The organism is Aquimarina litoralis, from assembly GCF_019295435.1.
In the GTDB taxonomy this organism is placed as follows: domain Bacteria; phylum Bacteroidota; class Bacteroidia; order Flavobacteriales; family Flavobacteriaceae; genus Aquimarina; species Aquimarina litoralis_A.
Map to the genome: position 1 here is coordinate 54,719 of NZ_WEKL01000010.1, position 22,177 is coordinate 76,895.

General features: G+C 34.5%; 14 protein-coding genes. 5 read left to right on the top strand and 9 right to left on the bottom strand.

Translation table 11 applies throughout. The features are described 5' to 3' along the window. Nucleotides 1–6 precede the first annotated feature (6 nt). Together GBO31_RS07615 and alaS are read right to left on the bottom strand one after the other, a co-directional pair. Nucleotides 7–954 carry a GSCFA domain-containing protein gene (locus GBO31_RS07615; protein ID WP_219007735.1) on the bottom strand — a complete coding sequence of 316 codons (948 nt, stop codon included), beginning with the start codon at nucleotides 952–954 and terminating at the stop codon, nucleotides 7–9. A 46-nt stretch (nucleotides 955–1,000) separates the two neighbouring features. Further along, on the bottom strand, nucleotides 1,001–3,631 hold the full coding sequence (gene alaS, locus GBO31_RS07620) for an alanine--tRNA ligase (RefSeq protein WP_219007736.1): 2,631 nt from the start codon (nucleotides 3,629–3,631) through the stop codon (nucleotides 1,001–1,003). A gap of 175 nt (nucleotides 3,632–3,806) precedes the next feature. Between alaS and GBO31_RS07625 the strand changes: the two genes are divergently transcribed. Genes GBO31_RS07625 through GBO31_RS07635 form a run of 3 tightly spaced genes read left to right on the top strand, consistent with a single transcriptional unit; the run spans nucleotide 3,807 to nucleotide 6,240 of the window. Then, nucleotides 3,807–4,784 (top strand): M23 family metallopeptidase, encoded by a 978-nt coding sequence (locus tag GBO31_RS07625; RefSeq protein WP_219007737.1) that lies wholly within the window; start codon nucleotides 3,807–3,809, stop codon nucleotides 4,782–4,784. 5 nt (nucleotides 4,785–4,789) lie between these two features. Next, complete coding sequence (locus GBO31_RS07630; protein ID WP_219007738.1) at nucleotides 4,790–5,908, top strand: CapA family protein; 1,119 nt, start codon at nucleotides 4,790–4,792, stop codon at nucleotides 5,906–5,908. A 2-nt stretch (nucleotides 5,909–5,910) separates the two neighbouring features. After that, nucleotides 5,911–6,240 carry a MerR family transcriptional regulator gene (locus GBO31_RS07635; protein ID WP_219007739.1) on the top strand — a complete coding sequence of 110 codons (330 nt, stop codon included), beginning with the start codon at nucleotides 5,911–5,913 and terminating at the stop codon, nucleotides 6,238–6,240. Nucleotides 6,241–6,448: 208 nt separating this feature from the next. Here the strand turns inward: GBO31_RS07635 and GBO31_RS07640 are convergent, their stop codons facing one another. From GBO31_RS07640 to era, 5 genes are all read right to left on the bottom strand, one after another. After that, nucleotides 6,449–7,063: a hypothetical protein gene (locus tag GBO31_RS07640; protein WP_219007740.1), complete on the bottom strand. Its 615-nt coding sequence runs from the start codon at nucleotides 7,061–7,063 to the stop codon at nucleotides 6,449–6,451. 9 nt (nucleotides 7,064–7,072) lie between these two features. After that, entirely contained in the window at nucleotides 7,073–8,380 is a 1,308-nt protein-coding gene (gene der / locus GBO31_RS07645; RefSeq protein WP_219007741.1) for a ribosome biogenesis GTPase Der, read from the bottom strand. 251 nt (nucleotides 8,381–8,631) lie between these two features. Then, nucleotides 8,632–10,158: a choice-of-anchor I family protein gene (locus GBO31_RS07650; protein WP_219007742.1), complete on the bottom strand. Its 1,527-nt coding sequence runs from the start codon at nucleotides 10,156–10,158 to the stop codon at nucleotides 8,632–8,634. A 174-nt stretch (nucleotides 10,159–10,332) separates the two neighbouring features. Next, nucleotides 10,333–15,834: a collagen-binding domain-containing protein gene (locus GBO31_RS07655; protein ID WP_219007743.1), complete on the bottom strand. Its 5,502-nt coding sequence runs from the start codon at nucleotides 15,832–15,834 to the stop codon at nucleotides 10,333–10,335. A 387-nt stretch (nucleotides 15,835–16,221) separates the two neighbouring features. Then, nucleotides 16,222–17,103 carry a GTPase Era gene (gene era, locus GBO31_RS07660; protein ID WP_219007744.1) on the bottom strand — a complete coding sequence of 294 codons (882 nt, stop codon included), beginning with the start codon at nucleotides 17,101–17,103 and terminating at the stop codon, nucleotides 16,222–16,224. Nucleotides 17,104–17,344: 241 nt separating this feature from the next. Between era and GBO31_RS07665 the strand changes: the two genes are divergently transcribed. Then, entirely contained in the window at nucleotides 17,345–19,327 is a 1,983-nt protein-coding gene (locus tag GBO31_RS07665; RefSeq protein WP_246615798.1) for an OmpA family protein, read from the top strand. A 3-nt stretch (nucleotides 19,328–19,330) separates the two neighbouring features. On the opposite strand, the gene GBO31_RS07670 is transcribed toward GBO31_RS07665, so the two are convergent. Beyond that, complete coding sequence (locus tag GBO31_RS07670; RefSeq protein WP_219007745.1) at nucleotides 19,331–20,686, bottom strand: alanine/glycine:cation symporter family protein; 1,356 nt, start codon at nucleotides 20,684–20,686, stop codon at nucleotides 19,331–19,333. 174 nt (nucleotides 20,687–20,860) lie between these two features. On the opposite strand from GBO31_RS07670, the gene GBO31_RS07675 reads away from it, so the two are divergent. After that, the gene (locus tag GBO31_RS07675; protein ID WP_219007746.1) at nucleotides 20,861–21,643 is read left to right on the top strand and encodes a hypothetical protein; all 783 of its coding nucleotides are present in this window, start codon (nucleotides 20,861–20,863) and stop codon (nucleotides 21,641–21,643) included. A 1-nt stretch (nucleotide 21,644) separates the two neighbouring features. Here the strand turns inward: GBO31_RS07675 and GBO31_RS07680 are convergent, their stop codons facing one another. After that, nucleotides 21,645–22,109, bottom strand: a complete 465-nt coding sequence (locus tag GBO31_RS07680; protein WP_219007747.1) for an RNA methyltransferase — start codon at nucleotides 22,107–22,109, stop codon at nucleotides 21,645–21,647. Nucleotides 22,110–22,177: the final 68 nt, after the last annotated feature.

Below are 22,177 nucleotides of genomic sequence, written 5' to 3' on the forward strand. Positions count from 1 at the left end.
CCCAGTTTAAAACTTAATAAAAGAATATTGCTGCTGGATTTGTTGCTTTTTCTGTTCTAGTTTTTGAAGAAATGCATTATGCTGCTCACTATTAGGATTAAAAGGTCTATGTGCCATCCCATTCTGAATATCATTCACCTGATCCATTATTGTTAAAGCATTTTCAGAAATCCAAGTTTGTTTGAAACGTTCCCATATATAATCAATAGCTAGTGAACTAGGATGAATCATATCTTCTTTATAGAATCTATAATCCCTAAGCTCATCCATCATAATCTCGTAAGAAGGAAAGTAAGTACTATTTTGATCAACACCAATAACTTCATGTATTGCTGTGATAAGATGTGATTTGCTCTGATTATTTTCTATAAAACCGTCTTTATGATGCCTAACAGGAGACACTGTAAATAGAATTTGAACATCGGGATTCAAACTCCTAATTAAACCAATACAATTATGCAAACATTGACTGATTTCATCAACAGATAATATTTCTTTAGAAAATTCCTTTTGTGAAACTTTATGGCAATTGGCCACAATCATATCCAGAGCCTGTAAACGGTATACCCAAGCTGTTCCTAAGGTAATACTTATATGAGTTGCTGATTGAATATTCTTATAAGTCTTTTCTAACCCTTCGTTTAAGGCATTTAAAACTATTTTCTGATCTGAATTACTTAACCTAGAATGCGCATCAAAACAATGCCATTGCTCATTATGAAAAAACAAATCCGTTTCGGTATACTTTTCCTGCTGAGTAGCCATCCATAAAAAAGTTTCTATTGCTTTGGGATGAAAAAGTATACCGAAAGGATTTATTAATGATTTATATTTAAAGTATGAGAACTTCTCTCCAATGTTTTCAGCAAAACATGACCCTAATAACACTAGATTTGCATCATAGTCTATTTTAGGTTGCTGAGGTTTTAAGGGTATTTTGGTTTGTAAGTTCATAGGCTATCCAGTACAACTACAAAAAGAGTACTGGTATTGTATTTGGTTACAAATATTCTTTTACTTTTTCTAAGGCCTCATCGATCCCTGCTGGATTTTTACCTCCTGCAGTTGCAAAAAACGGCTGACCGCCTCCACCTCCTTGAATATATTTTCCAAGTTCGCGAACCACTTGACCTGCATTCAAGCCTTTCTCTTCAACAAGATTTTTAGAAATATAACAAGACAATAATGCTTTACCATTATTATTTGCTCCAAAAAGCATAAAAGCATTAGCGACTTCGCCTCCTAATTCAAAGGAAAGATCTTTGATTCCTGCAGGATCTAGATCTACTTTTTTACTTAAAAACTGGATTCCGTTTACCTCTTCAAACTCAGCTTTAAGATCTCCTTTTAGATTTTTAGCTTTGTCTTTAAGAAGTGCTTCTATTTGTTTTTTAAGGCTAGCATTTTCTTCTTGCAAACTGGTAATTGCTTTTACGGGATCTTTTGCATTTTTCAATACAGCTTTTACCTCAGAAAATGCTTCTGATTGATTGGTAAAATAATCCTTAGCAGCATCACTTGTAATCGCCTCAATTCTTCGTATTCCTGCAGCAACAGCACTTTCAGAAGTTATTTTAAAATGCCAAATATCACTTGTGTTTTGCACATGGATTCCTCCACATAATTCCATTGATTCTCCAAAACGAATCGCTCTTACCGAATCTCCATATTTCTCTCCAAACAGTGCTATTGCTCCTTCTGCAATTGCTTGATCATAGGATATATTTCGCTTTTCTTCTAACGGTAAACCTTCTCTTATTCGTGCATTTACAAAGTCTTCTACTTGTTGTAATTCATCTGCGGACACTTTAGAAAAATGAGAAAAATCAAATCTCAAATTTCCACTATGTACCATTGATCCTTTTTGAGCCACATGCGTTCCTAAAACTGTACGCAATGCCTGATGCAATAAATGCGTAGCAGTATGATTAGAAGCGGTTCTTGTACGTTGTTTTGTATCTACAACAGCCTTATAGGTTTCTCCTAAATGTTTAGGTAAACTTTTAGCGAAATGGATAATCAGGTTATTCTCTTTTTTAGTATCTATGATATACACCACATCTCCATTGGCAACTTCTAAATATCCTTTATCACCCACTTGGCCACCGCCTTCAGGGTAAAATGGAGTTTGATCTAATACTAATTGATATAATTCTCCATCTTTCTTACTATTTACTTTTCGGTAACGAGAGATTTTAGCATCTCCGATGGTATGGTCATATCCGATAAATGCTTCTTCAGCGTCTGGCAATAAAATTTCCCAGTCTCCTGCTTTTACTTCAGAAGCTGCTCTAGAACGATCTTTTTGTTTTTGCAGTTCTGCTTTAAAAACATCCTTTTCATACTCATATCCTTGCTCTGATAAAATCAAAGCTGTAAGATCTTCAGGAAAACCATATGTATCATATAATTCAAATACTTTTTCTCCCGAAACTACTTCACCTTTGGTGTTTTTAATAACATTATCTAACAATACCAATCCTTGATCTAATGTTCTAAGGAAAGAGTTTTCTTCTTCCTTAATTACATTTACAATTAAGTTTTTTTGAGACTTCAACTCTGGAAAAGCATCGCTCATCTGATTACTCAGTGTATCCACCAATTTATAGATAAAAGGTTCTTTAGTATTTAAAAACGTAAAACCATATCTAATAGCTCTTCTTAAGATTCTTCGAATTACATATCCAGCTCCTGTATTACTAGGCAACTGCCCATCTGCAATCGAAAAAGATACTGCTCTTAGATGATCTGCAATTACCCGTATAGCAACACTCACCTTACCACTCTCTTCAGTTGGGATACTATCTTTATCGTAAGTGCTATTCGTAATCGTTTCAATTTCTCGTATCAACGGAGTAAAAACGTCCGTATCATAATTGGATTTAACGTCTTGTAATGCCATACACAAACGCTCAAATCCCATTCCAGTATCCACATGTTGCGCAGGCAACTTTTCTAGAGAACCATTGGCTTTGCGATTAAACTGCATAAAAACCAGATTCCAGATCTCTACAACTAATGGATCATCTTGATTTACTAAATCGCGTCCTGGAACTTTTGCTTTTTCTTCTTCAGATCTTAGATCGACATGAATTTCAGAACAAGGTCCGCAAGGTCCTTGATCTCCCATCTCCCAGAAGTTATCTTTCTTATTTCCCATGATAATACGATCTTCAGGAACTATATTTTTCCATAAATCGTATGCTTCTTGATCCATTTCAAGGTTTTCATCCTTAGCACCTTCAAAAACAGAAACATAAAGAATGTCTTTATCAATCCCGAATACATCTGTTAACAATTCCCACGCCCACTCAATTGCTTCTTTCTTAAAATAATCCCCAAAGCTCCAGTTCCCTAACATTTCGAACATGGTATGGTGATAGGTATCCATTCCTACCTCTTCTAGGTCATTATGTTTACCACTTACTCGCAAGCATTTTTGTGTGTCAGCAATTCTATTATTTTTTGGAGTTCCGTTTCCTAAAAAGAACTCTTTAAACTGGTTCATCCCAGCATTGGTAAACATCAGTGTAGGATCGTCTTTGATCACCATCGGTGCAGAAGGCACTATGCTATGTTTTTTGGATTCAAAAAACGCTAAAAATTGGTTTCTGATGTCTTGGGATTTCATTTTTTTCTATTTTATTTCTTATCAGTTAGTTATCGCTAGTTTTTACTTCCCTTTACTATCGATAATTGTCAGTTTTTTCTGGACTTTGCGACAATTTACTATATTTGTTGCAGCCTCAAAGTATAAATCAGCCTATTTTCGGCTAACATCCTGCAAAAATAGTATATTTTAGATTATGTCAAAGGTTAAATATTACTACGATAGCGAGACGCTATCTTATCGTAGAATTGAGCAAAAAAAGGGACGTAAATTTGGTTTTGCCATTTTAGGTGTTCTCGGTGCTTTTTTAGCCGGTTTTATCCTACTCGTAATTTATCTAAATATTCCACAATTAGAAACTCCAAAAGAAAAAGCATACAAAAGGGAGTTAGATAATATGAAATTGCAATATGAACTCATGAACAAGCAATTGAAAAAGGATCATGCGGTTCTAGCTGAGATTGCAGAAAGAGATGATAATATTTATCGTTTGTATTTTGGTGCACCACCAATTCCTGAAGAAGTACGAGGTGCTGGATTTGGAGGAGTTAACAGGTACAAAGGTTATGAAGGTTATGATAATTCTGAAATGATTATCGAAAGCCAAAAACAAATTGACAAATTGACAAAGCAAATTGCAGTTCAATCTATATCCTTAGATGAAATAAAAGAATTGGCAGAACAAAAAGAAGAATTGCTTGCTACAATTCCTGCAATCCAACCTATTCAAAATTCTGATCTAAAACGTATGGCTTCTGGATATGGATGGAGAAGTGATCCATTTACCAAAGCGCGAAAGTTTCATTATGGAATGGATTTCTCTGCCGCAACGGGAACTCCCATTTACGCTTCTGGAAATGGTACAGTTACACGTGCTGATGCCAATTCTAGTGGATACGGTAAACATATAAGAATTGACCACGGTTTTAATTATATAAGCCTGTATGCGCATTTAAGCAAATACAATGTAAAGAAAGGACAGAAAGTTAAACGTGGAGATATTATTGGTTTTGTAGGTAGTACAGGTCGATCTGTTGCTCCGCATCTTCATTATGAAATATTTAAAGATGGTGAACGTATCAATCCTCGAAACTTTTACTATGGAAGTTTAACTTCTAAGGAATTTAATGAAATGCTAAAAGCTTCTTCTCTTATTAATGAAACTCTAGACTAGTTTATATGCGCAAAGCACTTCTTTTTGTAATTCTAATCGGTTTTAGTTATACAATACAAGCTCAGAAATTTTCAAAAGAAGCTATCGACTCGATGACCACTATTGTGGAAGATTTCAAACTAGAAATGGAAAGACTTTCTGCCCCCAAAAGCATCAAACTAATGGCTGTTGGGGATATTATGATGGGCACCAATTTTCCTAACGACAGTTATTTACCTCCTAAAGACAAGGGACCTTTTGATGATGTCAATGTTGTTTTACAACAAGCAGATATCCTTTTTGGAAATTTGGAAGGTACACTGACCGATACTGGAGAAAATGCAAAACGTTGTTCTGACCCTTCCAAATGTTATTCGTTTCGATCTCCAGAATTTTTTGGTGAATATTTAGAAGAAAGTGGATTTGATGTGATGAGTATTGCTAACAATCATATAGGTGATTTTGGTGCTATCGGTATTAAAAACACTGCCAAAACCTTAGAGAAACACAATATCGCCTATGCTGGAATTTTTGCACAAGAATCTACCATTTTCGAAAAAAATGGAATCACGTATGGATTTTGTGCCTTTGCCCCAAACAAAGATTGCGTAAAAATTCATAACTTAACCAAAGCAAAAAGGATAGTAACGGAACTGAAGGAAAAAGCAGACATTGTAATTGTTTCTTTCCATGGTGGTGCAGAAGGATCAGATCACACGCATGTTCCCAGAAAAACAGAACGTTTTTATGGAGAGGATCGCGGTAACGTCTACCTATTTGCGCATACATTAATCGATGCTGGAGCAGATATTATTTTGGGGCATGGACCTCATGTATCCAGAGCATTCGAAGTATATAATAATAAGTTCATCGCATATAGTTTAGGTAATTTTTGTACGTATTCCAGATTTAATTTAACTGGAATTAAAGGATATGCTCCTATCGCAGAGATAGAAATAGATCCTAAAGGTAATTTTATCCAAGGCAAGTTACATTCTGCTAAACAGATCGATGAAATCTATCCATTTATGGATGATAAAAAAAGAGCATTAAAAGAAATTAAAAAATTGACAGAGGAAGATTTTCCAGAAAGCAATTTGGTATTTAAAGAAGACGGGAGTTTTACCCAACAAAAAGAGAACTAACTATGTACGTAGACTTACCAAAAAAACTGTATTATGGTATTGGTGAAGTAGCTGATGCATTTAATGTAAATGCTTCTCTTATTCGTTTTTGGGAAAAGGAATTCGATATTATCAAACCGAAAAAAAATGCCAAAGGTAATCGGAAATTTACTCCAGAAGATATCAAAAACCTAGAACTTATTTATCATTTGGTAAAAGAACGTGGTTTTACTTTAGAAGGCGCTAAAATTCATCTCAAAGAGCAAAAACAGGAAGCTTTAGACAGCTTTGATATCATCCGAAAATTAGAGTCCATTCGCGCTCAGTTATTAAAAATCAAAGAACAGTTGTAGTATCACAAATCTAAATAACTTCCTTTCTCAATTATATAGACGGAAGTCAGAGGTCAGAAGAAAAACATCTGTCTAAAAAAAACATTCAACACCTAACCCAATTAAAAGAAATTCTAAAAAGCATTTCGATAAGCTCAATGTGACACAAATCCTTCGAAGTTGCAAACTTCGAATAGCTTGTAGTTAAAGTGAAAATTGGACTAGTAGTCTATTTTTGTTTTCTCAAATACTCTTTATAGATATCTGATTCGATACTGGAAACATCTGATTGCATTTGGGTAAGTTTCGTAATGCTCGCTACTAATGGAAAGTCTTTAAAATTATAGATTAGCCAATTATGTTTTTTTCCTGATCTATCAATCACATCATTTGTGCTTATTTTTTCAGAGATAGTAGTTTTTATATCAGTATCATCTACACTTTTCAGTATTTCTTCTCTAAACTGATTGATTTTATTTAGGAATTCTTTTCCTTTTTCAGAAAAGCCATTTTCCGTAAAAAACATATTGTTAGCCTGATCCATTTTTTCATAATCTGTAGGATTTTTAATTCCCAACATTTCTTCTTTAATAGACTCCAGATATTTTTTAAAATTATCAACTAAAGTATCTACCTCTTTAGCTTTTAGTATATGTTCTTCATCTTTTATCAGAGTTAATAAAGAATCGTTATCTTTTGCTACAGAAGTGGAATGAGTTTCTAATCTACTATTCATTGTACCAAAAGCAGTCAACACTTCTCGTGAAGCATACATACCAAACCAGATCAAACCGGTAACAACAATAATGCTAAACACCAAGAAAATCAATGTAGATCTCTTCATTTCTAGGATTTATTTTTTCCTAAAATATACAGCAACAGGTACTCCATGAAAATCAAATTGTTTGCGCAATTGATTTTCGATAAATCGCTTGTAAGGATCTCTGATGTATTGTGGTAGATTACAGAAAAATGCAAACTGTGGCTGAGGTGTTGGCAATTGCATACAGTATTTAATCTTTACATATTTTCCTTTGTACGCTGGCGGAGGATTATGCTCTATAATAGGGAGCATAGTATCGTTCATAACACTCGTTTTGATCTTCTTAGAACGATTTTTATATACTTCTACCGCTGTTTCTATCGCTTTAAAGATACGTTGCTTGGTTAATGCAGAGATAAATACAATAGGTACATCTGTAAATGGCTCTATTTGTTTCCGGATATATTTTTCAAAATCTTTAAGTGTATTGCTTTCCTTATTTTCGATGAGATCCCACTTATTTACCAGAATCACAATTCCTTTTCGGTTACGTTCTGCTAACCAAAATATATTCTGTACTTGCGAATCAAATCCTCGTGTCGCATCTAGCAATAATAAACAGACATCACTATGCTCTATAGCTCTTACAGATCTCATTACGGAATAAAACTCCAAATCTTCTTTCACCTTTGATTTACGACGTATTCCTGCAGTATCTACTAGGTTAAATTCAAATCCAAAGCGATTGTACTTAGTATCAATAGCGTCTCTAGTCGTTCCGGCAATATCGGTAACGATGTATCGATCTTCGCCTATAAGAGCATTGATAAATGAGGATTTTCCTGCATTTGGCCTTCCTACTACAGCAAAACGTGGTAGTTCAGAAACCTCTTCTTCTTCCTGTTCTGGCAAGGCCTCTACTAATGCATCTAGTAATTCTCCAGTACCACTTCCATTTATACTAGCGATGGTATAATATTCTCCTAATCCCAGATTATAGAACTCAACAGCATCGGCAGCTCTTTTGGCATTATCGACCTTATTTACAGCTACAAAAATGGGCTTATCTACTTTACGTAAAAGATTAGCCACTTCTTCATCCATACCAGTAATACCAGATTCTACATCTACCATAAAGATGATAGCATCTGCTTCATCAATAGCAAGTTCTACTTGTTTATCGATCTCTGCTTCGAAGATATCATCACTACCTACTACATAACCACCTGTATCGATCAAAGAGAATTCTTTTCCATTCCAATCACTCTTACCATAGTGACGATCACGAGTAACTCCGCTCACCGCATCTACGATAGCTTCTCTCCGTTGGATCAGTCTATTAAAAAAAGTAGATTTTCCTACATTAGGTCTCCCTACAATTGCCACTATATTGCTCATTATCCTGAATTTCTAAAATTTGTGCAAAATTAGTCTTTTTATTCTTCCTAAACTATTGATCCTGTAAGATGAAGTAAATAAAATGTGATGAAATAGGTACAAAAAACGAAAAAGCTCAACGGTCAGCGCATCGACCTATTGAACTTTTTCATAATTGATAGTCAGTCAGTGAAATAATTACTTATCTCAAAGATATAAACAAATCTATATAAGTTGGTTACTGTAAAACATCAAAATTTTTATGGACGTTTTTATTTCACTTCATAAATCGCTACAGAGTTTGAAACTTCATGTGTAACAATCACTAAAGCATTACCTGTTGGGCTATCTTCAGCTTTTACAGTAATTAATCCTTCTGGAGAGATATCTGATGCATCTCGTAACCAATCTATAAATCTAGGACTAATTGGGTTAGAAATATCATATACCATTATACCTCCTGTTCTTTCTAATCCTACAAACAACAATGTGTTTCCATCAACTTTTAGCACCTCTACAGCTTCTGGTTCTGCACCCTTATCATCGGATCTATTATCTACTCCGCTACCTTCATTACTATTAAAAACACTAGGATCAAATTCAAACACAGTTCTAGCAATCTGATCACCACTATCGTATACCTTCACTCCTGTTGTTGTCCAAATAGTAAAAGATCTTCCTCCATATGCATAGATTTGATCAATATCACCATCACCGTCCGTATCACCATTAGCAGTAGTAGTTTTTAAACGCCCAAGATTTTCATCTAATTGTAATGTTTCAGCATCTGGATATGCGATTGGATCCAAAGTTAAATCCTTAACTCTTTCTTCTTCTGAGTATCCATCATAATCTCTGGCATCACCTTCATTTGCAGTAATTAAAAATCTTGCTCCTCTTATTTTGGCAAAAGTCATAGCATCTGGATGATAATATCCTAATACTGGCCAATTCTGAAAGTTCCCTACGATATCATCTCTATCACTCGCATCAATTTGATTTTCTGGCAGTGAGTAATCCTTTACTCCTAGACCGGTAATATATCGTACAGTTTTAGTTCTTAAATCAATTACAGCGATCCCATTATTTTCTTGTAAAGCTACATAAGCGGTTCTTGAATCATCAGAGACTGCAATGTATTCTGGTTCTATATCTTGGGCTAATGTTGCGTTTGGACCAAATACTCTAAAATCTTTTCCAATAGTACTACCATTAAACCTTGTAAAATCTACTTGACTTACTTGCCCTGTAGCAACCTCGATGATAGTAACAGAACCTTCGGGATCTACTGTATATTCATCATTAGGTTCTCCTTCGTTTGCTGCGATGATATATTTACCATTTGGACTAAATGTAACCATATCCGGTAATGCTCCAGCAGTATATGTTTCTAATAGCGTTTGCGAATCTGCATCGTATGTTGCAATGGTACCGTCTGCCTGTTTATTTGCTGCATTTTCTAATGCTACCGCCACTAACCCATCATGAACTGCCACACTATTTGGAATTCCATTTAAGGTAATATCTGAACCTGCTACAGGAGTAGAAGGGTTCGAAAGATCCCATACGGAAAGTTCTACATCATTAGGATTCACGACAAACAGTTTTGCAGTTTCTGGATCAAAAGCAGAAATTTCAGCAAAACCTTCATCTCCAGTTCCATTTATAAAACCTCCAATTTTGTTAAACGTAAGTTCGTCTGTAGTACCTCCACCTCCTTGATAATCGTCAAGGTTACAAGAATAAAATAATCCTAAAGTCCCAATTACAACAAGACTTGATTTGTTAAAGATTTTCATTATTAATTTGATTTGCGTTAGCTAGCTAAATTCAATAATGTGTATATCCTTAATGTTACGAAAAGAATAAATTAAATCAACTTTATAAATTCTTATGGTTAAGAAATTGTTAGATATAAAAAGCCCATTCGCTCTTAAAGCAAATGGGCTTGTCTTATGATAGTTTGAAATAAATTATTTCACAACGATCTTTTTCATTATTTCTCCTTCAGCATTCGAGATTTTTACTAAATACATTCCAGCAGATAATGTTCCTACCGTACTTAGATCTACCTCAAGTGTATTCTTTCCTTTTTGAATATTCATTACTGTTGTTTTCGACATAAATCTTCCAGATAAACTATAGAAAGTAACCTGAACATCATCTTTATCTCTTGTTGTAAACATATCTAATGAAACTTTATCTGTTGAGCTTACTACAGTAGGATATAAAGCATTCACACTTGTTGGGCTTCCACCAAGTCCAAGTCCTCCACCACAATCATCTACAAATACAGTAACTTCATCTCTATCTAAACAACCATTTCTAATAATCGTAAGAATGTAAGTTGTAGTAACGGTTGGCGTAACTGTAACAGATTGCGTATTTCCGGCAGACCCTGATGGTGATGACCATAAGAAAATATCTCCATCGGAGGCTGTTAATACTGCAGATTCACCTAAACAAATTGTTTGGTCTGGTCCTGCATCAGCAGTTCCTACACAACCAATCAGTACTCTAACACTATCAGTATCTGAACATTCTCCTCTAAACGCAGTCACGGAATACGTTGTAGTTACTGTAGGAGCAACTGTAATAGACTGTGTAGTCTCTCCAGTTGACCAAAGGTAGGTATCTCCTCCTGTAGCTGTTAACACTACCAAAGCACCAGCTGTGCTTTCTACATCAATTCCTGCGTTTGCATCTATATCCACCACAAACACGGTTACATCATCACTATCAGTGCATCCATCTTTTGTAACTTCAACAGTATATGTGGTAGTAACTGTAGGTTCTACAATAATAGATTGCGTTGTTTCTCCAGTTGACCAAAGATAGGTATCTCCTCCTGTAGCTGTTAAAACAACAGATTCCATCATACTTTTAGCAATACCATCTGAATTAATTTCTGTAGGGTTGCTATCAGAAACATTACAAATAGTTTGATCTGGTCCTGCATCGGCTACCACTGTACAACCTTCTACGAATACAGTTACATCATCTGTAGCAGTACAACCATTTGAAGACGCCGTAACAGTATAGGTTGTAGTCGCATCTGGAGAAACATCAATTGTTGCCGTAGTCTCTCCGGTTGACCAAAGGTATGTATCTCCTCCAGTAGCAGTAAGTGTTGCTGTTTCTCCAGGAGCAATTGTTTGATCTTCTCCGGCATCTGCAGTTACAGAATTTACTGTTACAGTAACTTCATCCGTTGCAGAACAATTTCCATTAGTTACTTCTACTGTATATGTTGTAGTAGCATCTGGTGAAACTTCAATGCTAGCAGTAGTTTCTCCTGTAGACCATAAAATATCTCCGGTTCCAACTACAGTAAGTGTTGTAGTTTCTCCAACACAAATATCCTGATCTTCTCCAGCATCCGCAGTTGCAGAATTAACTGTTACAGTAACCTCATCTGTTGCAGAGCAATCTCCGTTAGTAACTTCTACTGTATATGTTGTAGTAGTATCCGGTGAAACTTCAATGCTAGCAGTAGTTTCTCCTGTAGACCATAAAATATCTCCAGTTCCAACTACAGTAAGTATAGCGGTTTCTCCAACACAAATATCCTGATCTTCTCCAGCATCCGCAGTTGCAGAATTAACTGTTACAGTAACCTCATCTGTTGCTGAGCAATCTCCATTAGTAACTTCTACTGTATATGTTGTAGTAGTATCCGGTGAAACTTCAATGCTAGTAGTAGTTTCTCCTGTAGACCATAAAATATCTCCGGTTCCAACTACAGTAAGTGTAGCAGTTTCTCCAACACAAATATCCTGATCTTCTCCAGCATCTGCCGTTGCAGAATTAACTGTTACAGTAACCTCATCTGTTGCTGAGCAATCACCATTAGTAACTTCTACTGTATATGTAGTTGTAGTATCTGGTGAAACTTCAATGCTAGCAGTAGTTTCTCCCGTAGACCATAAAATATCTCCAGTTCCAACTACAGTAAGTGTAGCAGTTTCTCCAACACAAATATCCTGATCTTCTACAGCATCTGCCGTTGCAGAATTTACAATTACTGTTACTTCATCCTCACCAACACATTCAGTACAACCGGTTACTGTCACTGTATATGTAGTATCTTCTTCTGGTGAAACTGTAATGCTTTGTGTAGTTTCTCCTGTAGACCATAAATATTGAACTTGTCCTTCTTCTTGAGAAATACAATCCCCAATATTAATATTAAAATCTCCAAATGAATCAGGGTTTCCTTCTAAGTTAAACCATCCTGATCCTCCATAAACTGCCGGAGTATATTCAAATACATTTGCTCCATTTCCAACTTGGAATGCTTCTCCTCTTCTGGAAATATCATAGCTTAATGCTCCGTCTATTTGTGTAATAGTTCCGCTAATTCCTGTGTAATATATCCAACCAGTTGGATCTTCAGTCTGGCAAGAACTTGCTTTAGGACTTCCTGCAGGTGGTACATCTGTAAATCCAGTAAAAGTAGCATCTACCATAAAGGATGTGTTTGTAGAATTGTACTCAAAAACTTCTCCTTTTAAAGTAGCAGTTCCATCTATGGCATTTTCACTCCAAACTAGATCTACATTTCTAAACCATAATCTGGTACCATTATCATTTATAAATACTACGAATTGGTGATGTCTTCCTCTACAATAGTCTGTATCTTTAATTCCAAACTCTACGCAATCACCACAATTATCAATTCCTGTAGCTTGCGCTGTTAACGTTACTTCTTCTCCTAAGCAAATTTCTTGATCTTCACCTGCATCAACAATTACAGGATCATTTACAACAACTGTTACAGAATCAGTTGCTTCACAACTACCGCTAGTTGCTGTCACTGTATAGGTTGTCGTTTCTGTTGGAGATACTGTAATACTTTCAGTAGTTTCTCCTGTAGACCAAATAAATGTACCTTCACCCGTAGCTGTTAATGTTACCTCTTCACCTAAACATACATTTTGATCATCTCCAGCATCTACGACAGCAGACTTAACTATAACTTTTACCTCATCTGTAGCTGTACAACCGTTACAATTGGTAACAGTAACTGTATAAACTGTATCTTCCTCTGGAGATACTGTTATTGATTCCGTTGTTTCTCCTGTAGACCATAAGAAAGTTGTATCATTTGTTTCAGAACTAATACAATCTCCAAAGTTAAAATTGAAATCTCCAACTGGATATTCATTATTATCAGTATCAAACCAACCACAAGCTCCGAATTTTCCTAATTCAGTTTCTGTTTGATTAGCACCGTTACCCATTTGGAAAGCAGGGCCTCTTCTAGTTAAAGTAGTAGACCAAGATCCATCTTCACTTATAATCGTTCCTGTAAATTCTGTGTAATATTCCCATCCTGATTCATCTTCATCATTACAAATGTGAGATTTTGGGCTATTAGCAGGCGCTGTAGTTACTTTTCCTGTAAATACTACATCTACTTCATAATTAGATTGAGTAATTGTATAATCGAATACTGTCCCTTTTAAGGTAGCAGTTCCATCGGCTAACTCATTCCATTCTAAATCAACATTCGAGAAAAATCTTCCTCCATCCAACCACAATACGTAGTTCTGATCTCCACGACAATAATCTGTATCTTGAACACCATATTCGATACAACTTTCACAACTTTCATTATTGTTAGTAGTTGCAGTTAACGTAACTTCGTCTCCAAGACAGATTTCCTGATCTTCTCCAGCTTCAACTTGTGGCGCATCGTTTATAACAACCTCTACTGAATCAGAAGCTTCACAATCTTCACAATCTTTAACGGTAACTGTATATGTTCCTCCTTCGTTAACTGTAATGGAAGGTGTTGTTTCTCCAGTAGACCATAAATAACTTACTTCTGTGTTTGTAGTTGTTACACAATCTCCAAGGTTAAAATTGAAGTCTCCTCTATTATATTGACCATCGGTAGTATCAAACCAACCACAAGCTCCGAACTTTCCTAATTCAGTTTCTGTTTGATTCGCACCATTACCCATTTGGAAAGCAGGACCTCTTCTAGATAAATTAATAGACCACGATCCATCTGTACTTGTTACGGTACCTGTTAATCCTGTATAATAAATCCACCCATTCTCATCCTCATCATTACACACATGAGCCTTAGGACTATTTGCAGGTGTTGTGCTTGTTCTTCCAGAGAATACAGCATTAACTTCATATGTAGTTTGTGTTAATGTATGGTCAAAAATAGTACCTGTAAGTGTCGCCGTTCCATCTGCTAACTCAATCCATTCTAAATCTACATTAGAGAACCATCTTGGATTGTTTCCATCAGTTAACCACATTACATAATCTTGATCTCTTCTACAGTTATTCGTATTTGCTACATCATATGTCCCAATACAATCTTCACATTCAGAAGCTCCTCCCACAGTAGCTGTAAGTGTTACTTCTCCTTCTCCGCAAAATTCAGAATCTTCTCCTGCATCAACCGTAAGTTCACAAATATCATTATCAGTACAAGCATCAAAAACATGTTGATGTAACTCTCCTTGAACATGATAATAATTAGCTGCTATAACCTGTCCATTGATATTACCAGATGAATCCTTTGTAACATCAGATTTTGGAGCAAATAAACTTCCTACAATTGTTGAACCACCTTTTAGCGTTAAACTTGTATTGTTATAAAAATTCCATATAATAAAAGCTCCCTGAGGATCTCCGATACCTGCAAGATTTAGAATATTCCATTCAAAACTACCAGGTGCGTCTACGTTAATAATTAAAGGAGTATCTTGACTTGGAGCATTTTCAAATGTTAAATATGGAAGTGCTTGTAATTCTGTTCCTGTAAGGTTTAGAACATTTACTGTGTTTTGCGTTAGGGAAATTTTATTATCGCTACTCACCGTTAAATTTGGTGCCGTAGTGCTATAATTAGCCGAAACAGCTTCAAATTCAGTAAAAGCAGCCTCAAAGTCAATTAAATTTCCATTACCTACAGAACCTTCTACCTGTTTTCTTTGTACTTGAACTCTTGGTTTAGCATCATAACTACCCGAAGTAACTCTTGTATTTACGGATGCATTATTTCTATCTAAATCAAAAACTGATGACCCATTTAGATCTCCAACTTTTACATATCCTTGATTTAAATGAATCCCTTCTCCAGAAGTATAGATAATTCTTCCATTTACCACTAATGATGATGGCTGATCATCACCATTAAAAAAATTAGAACCTGCAGTTTGCGCTGCTACAGTAATAATTCCTTCCATAGTTAAATTTCCTCCTAGAGCAATAGGGCCTTCAGTATCACCACCTTTAAGAATGGTGTTATATCTAACAAACGCATTATATCCTAAAGCGTTTGTTAAAGGATTTTCACATACTGGAGTTGAGGTAAAATTACTTTTACCTTTTTCTGCTACAGTATTAAATCCTGATGTCATTATAAAAATGACGATCATAGCTACGCTAAAGAGAGAAAACCCCATCTTTTGACGTAACGAGTTAAACTTGTTAGTAAATTTTGACATTGTGTAGTTTGTTTTTTTCATTTGAATTCGAAAATTCAAATTGGTTAATTATTTTGGGTTTGTTCCATAAACAATAATCGACATAAATCCATCCATCAATTCTGAATCATGGTTTTGTGTGATTTATTATTTATTTGATTTTAAAAGTAAGCCGTTATAGAAAAACGTGTGAAGATAAAGTAAGTTTCATATCATATTTTGAGGGCTTTAGATATTATTAAGAATGCTAAATTAGCTGATTCACACCAAAAAAGCATAAAAAAAAGTATAAAAACGTTTAAATGCAGGATTTTATCTTCAAAATACAGTTTTCCCGTAATTGACGAAATTGAAAAACTCAAAAAAATCTTACAAACTAATTCCTAGGGAAATTTCACAAGTTTACAATTATTGGTTGTAGCCAAATCGTTTTAACTGTCTTTCGTTGTTTCGCCAGTTTTTATTGACTTTTACATACAGCTCTAGATAAATTTGTTTTCCAAAAAACTTCTCTAATTCTTTCCTAGCCTCTACTCCTACTCTTTTTAGTGCAGATCCCTTATGTCCTATAATAATTCCTTTTTGGGAGTCCCTTTCCACCATAATTACAGACCTCATCCTAATGATTTTTTCATCTTCAAAAAACTCTTCCGTTTCCACCTCTACGGCATATGGAATTTCCTTCTTGTAATGCAAAAGAATCTTTTCACGAATTGCTTCATTCACAAAAAATCGTTCAGGTCTATCTGTTAACTGGTCTTTAGGATAAAATGGAGGGGATTCTGGTAGTAATTCTATGATTCTGTCAAAAACTTCACGAACATTAAAATTTTCTAAGGCAGAGATTGGATACAATTCTGCATTAGGAACTTTATCCGACCAAAACTGTACCTGCTCTTCTAATTGTTCCTGATTAGATTGATCTATCTTATTCAAAAGTAAAAACACAGGGATTTTTGCATTTTTTATCTTATTAAAAAATGCTTCATCTTTAAGTTCTTTCTCTCCTATTTCTACCATGTAAATAAGAACATCCGCATCTTCAAAAGCAGATTTTACAAATCCCATCATAGATTCTTGTAATTCATACGCAGGCTTTATAATACCAGGTGTATCCGATAAAATAACTTGAAAATCATCCCCATTTACGATTCCCAAAATTCTATGTCTGGTGGTTTGCGCTTTTGAAGTAATTATAGATAATCGCTCCCCTACAAAAGCATTCATTAATGTCGACTTTCCAACATTAGGATTCCCGATGATATTAACAAAACCAGCTTTATGACTCATAAATATAATTTTAATGCAAAGTTAGTTCATTATTCCACAAATCTATCCAACCTAATAGACTATTATTTTATAGTAATAATGGATCTTTAACCTTACCAAATTGGCAGCTATCCATCATAAAAGAAGGTTCTTTTGTTAATTTTTTGTAAATTTAATTCCAGTATATTTTCAAAACCCCACGAAAATACATTAGTGATAACAAAATACTGGGTTCATTTTGGGAAACAATTCTATATCTTTTTTGACTAATTTTAAAGTACGTCCTATAACATATTTTGTTATAGCGATAGCTTTCCTATTATCTCAATATAGTTTTTCCCAGAGTACAGAAAAGCAACTCTCTAAAGCTGATAAAAATTTTGAAGCGCTAGCATATATCAATGCTCGAGATATCTACCTTGATGTTGCAAAACAAGGATACTCCTCTGCGGATTTGTTTAGAAAATTAGCCGATTCTTTCTATTTTACAGGAGAACCGGAAGCTTCAATAGAATGGTATGAGAAATTAATTTCTAATTTTTCTGACCAAGTGAAGCCTGAATATCTATTTAGATATGCACAAAGTTTAAAAAGTGCAGAGCGTTACGCCGATGCTGATGCTGTTATGGAAAAATTTAATGTAATTACTGGAAATGACAAGAGAGCGAAATCTTTTATCAATAAAAGAGACTATTTAGATTTTATTGAAAAGCAATCCGGCAAGTATGACACCTACACCTTAAATATCAATTCAGAGTTTTCTGATTATTCGCCTAGTTTCGATCACAAAGGAAATATCGTATTTGCGTCATCAAGAAGTAAAAGTTCTAAAATTCATGAATGGAATAGAATGCCATTCTTAGATCTTTTTTCATCAAAAATAAACAAGGATAATGTCTCTACTGGCGAATCCAAAAAATTAAAAGGAAAAATAAATACTAAATATCACGAATCCTCAACCAGTTTCACCAAAGATGGGAATACAGTGTACTTTACTCGCAATAATTTTACTAATAACAAACTTGGCAAAAGCAGAAAGGGAGTTGTATTGCTAAAATTATATAAAGCTACTCTTATTAATGAAAAATGGTCTGATATCGAAGAATTACCTTTTAATAGTGATAACTATTCCATTTCTCATCCTGCATTAAATGCGGACGACACCAAATTATATTTTGCAAGTGACATGAAAGGCACTAGAGGGAAATCTGATTTGTTTGTTGTAGATATTTTACCAGGAGGAAAATATGGAAAACCTAAAAATCTGGGCGACAATATTAATACCGAAGGAAGAGAAACTTTTCCTTACATCAGTAATAATGGACGACTATACTTTGCAAGTGATGGTCATGTGGGACTTGGTGGGTTAGATGTTTTTGTTGCTGTTCCTAAAGAAAATGACAGGTATGAAGTATTTAATGTAGGGAAACCGATTAATAGTTCTAAAGATGATTTCTCTTTTGTTATTGACGAAGAAAATAGCACAGGATATTTTGCAAGTAATCGCAAAGGAGGAAAAGGTAATGATGATATTTATAGTTTTAGACAAACTGAAGAGCTTATCACTTCTTGTAAAGAATACCTTTCTGGAATCATAACCGATAATGAAACTAGTGACACCATTGCAAATGCTGAGGTAACCTTATTAGATACCGATGGAAATATCATTGATAAGATTAAATCAGATTACGACGGAAGTTATAGTTTTGAAGTAGAATGTGATAAACAATATATAATAAGAGTAGCTATCGAAGGATACAATCCGAATGATATTATTTTCAGATCCAAAAATACGTATGAAACACAGAATAATGTACCTATAAATTTCACTAAAGAAAAGTTACTATCCACATCTTCTGAGCCAGTTAATATTGGAGACGATATTGTAGATCCGTTGCAGTTAAATACAATATTCTTTGATTTGGACACTGATGAAATAAGACCTGATGCTATTGCAGATTTACAAAAAGTTATTACAGTAATGAAGCAAAATCCAAATCTTAAAATTGAAGTACGTTCTCATACGGATAGCAGGTCAAGCTACTGGTACAATAAAAAGCTTAGTGTGAAGCGTATGCGTGCTACTGTTCGATACATTATACGAAAGGGTGGTATTCACTGGAGAAGAATCCGAGGAAAAGCTTATGGTGAGAGAAGACTTAAAAACAAATGTGCAAATGGTGTTCCTTGTACAGAAGAAGAGCATCAGGAAAATAGAAGAAGTGAATTTATTGTAAGGCAATAAAATTTATTTAAAAGAATCTGTCTTTAGTTTTTCAAAATACAATTTCGCTTGTTTATTAACTTTAGGAGCCAATAACAGTCCTGATATCACCGTTGGAATAGCCATTAGTGCAAATGCACTATCAATAAGATTAATGGCAAAATCTATTTTTACAACAGCAGCAACAATAATCGATAAGATATAAATGTAATTATAATACTTCCCGAATTTAGGTTTGGTCAAAAAGCCCAAACAAGTAACCCCATAATATGAAAACGAAAATAAGGTCGAAAAAGCGAAAACAAGTACCATAATAATCATAATCACATCTCCAATACCATATGGCAACACAGAATTAAAAGCTGCTAGTGTTAATGAAATTCCATTATCATCAGATTGTTGCCAAACACCGGTTGACAGAATTGCTAGAGCAGTTAATGTACATACCAATAGTGTATCAATAGCAGGTCCTATCATCGCTACTAAACCTTCACGGATTGGCTCATTTGTTTTAGCAGTTCCGTGCATCATAGGAGCGGTTCCTATTCCTGCTTCGTTAGAAAAAGCAGCTCTTTTAACTCCTGTTTTTATAAGATATCCCAACGCACCTCCAGCGACGGCTTCTCCAGAAAAGGCATCCGAAAAAATCAGAACAAACATTTCGGGAACCTTATCAATTTGTAAAACAAGAATCGTAAATACCGTAATAAAATACAAAACCACCATAAAAGGCACAAGCTTACTAGCAACCAAACCAATTCTTTTAATTCCTCCAAGAATTACAAAGGAGGCTATAATAGCAAGGGCAATACCTATATACAGTTTAGCACTATCTTCCCAATTCAATACATCTACTAATGTTTGCGTTAATTGATTGGCTGTAAACGCCGGCAATGTTCCTATTAATCCTGCAATGGCAAAGAAAACAGCTAAAGGTTTCCAACCTCTACCCAATCCCTCAACAATCACATACATTGGTCCACTAAGTGTCTTTCCTTCTTTGCTTTCTGATCTGTACATAATAGCTAGCGTACAAGTATAAAACTTAGTAGCCATTCCAATGATTGCACTTATCCACATCCAGAATATTGCTCCTGGTCCTCCAGCTACCAAAGCCACAGCTACTCCACTGATATTTCCCATACCCACTGTTGCCGCAATGGCTGATGATAATGCCTGAAAATGACTTAACTGTCCAGGAGCTTTTTCATTATCGTATTTTCCACTAAGGATCTGTATAGCATGTCTGAAATATAAAAAAGGTGTGAACTTTGAATAGATTAGAAAAAATGCACCTCCACCTATTAATAGAATTAATAGAGGCCAATCCCATATCCAGGAGCTAAATGAGGTTATTGCAGTTTCTAAAGTTTTAATCATCGAATGATACTATGGAATAAATGTAGTAACAAAAATTGACAAAAATTGACAATCAAAAAGTATATAGTCATAAAATGACGAATTCTAATACTAAACTTAAAATTTTTATTTCACGGCATTCAGTGGTTGCCAAATTCTTTATAACATCTTTATTTGTATAAAAAACAACCAGTAATGAATAATATATATTTTGCTTTACTACTTAATTTAGCCTATTTTTCATCCTACTCTCAATCATCAGAAATAATTGGAAAATGGGAAACTTTAAAAATAATAGATCCTAAAAATAAGGTGATTAAAGGCAATGTGTGGTTTCATCTATCATCCGAAGGATCAATAAAGATTGGTTTCTTAGGAAATGAAAAAGCTTTTGAAACACGCTGCTGGAATTTAGATACTAAAAATAACATCTTATCTTTTGATCAGGGAACAGATTTGGAAATTGAGAATCAACGACCTGATCACATTACTTTAAGAGATAAATATGATTACAGAATATATCTGAAAAAAATAAAAAGTCTTTCAGAAAGAATAGAATTAAAAAAAGACAATGCAAATACAATAATTATTGATAAAAAAAACTTTATTGATTACCCTGCTGCTACATTAGACTTATCAACCAATAAGATTACGATCAATTATGTAGAAAAACAAAAACCTTATACGGATACACCTGGATTATTTATTGAACCTAGAGATCGTGAAGTTAGTATATCAAGAGGAAGAAATGGTAATTTTACTGGAGATTTATGTTTCTTTTCTAATAACTTAGATATTATAGATTACAATCTATTAAATGATATTCCATTTAAAGAAAAGTACCTGCCAAAAAATGAAATAAAAAATGGGGCAATATTCGTAGTTAAAACGAACAATAATTTACTTTTTAAGTTCAAAATAGAAGCTATTAATTATGAAAAAGAGCAAATAATATTAACTTATATAAAACTAAATTAAATCACCTTATAAACCTTGGTTTATCAATTCCTCTATCATACATCACAATGCTACCAGCTACCGCTACGTTAATGCTAAGTTCTGAGTTGAATTTAACCAGAAAGTGAGATTTTTCGATAGCTAGTTTAGATAATCCATGATCTTCTGCTCCTAATAAGTACACACATCGTTTGGGATGATTAAATGTTTCTAATGGAACGGCTTCTTCTGTTAACTCTACTCCTACTAACATTGCTCCTTTTGGAAGATGATTATAAAAGTCTTCAAAAGTTTTATAATGAAAATAAGGCATTGACTTTACTGCATTGTGCGTATCACAAGCTTGTTTCGCATATCGGTTACCAATTGTGAAAATATAGCTTGCTCCCATATTCTGTGCCGTCCTCCATAGAACACCCAAATTCTCGGGTGTTTTTCCATTTTGAATTCCTATACCAAAAAACTCATTCTCGAAATTATCTATCATATCGCAAAAGTAATTAGATAACCATCTAATAGCAATAAAAAGAATTTTTAGCCACCAGAACAAGTCAT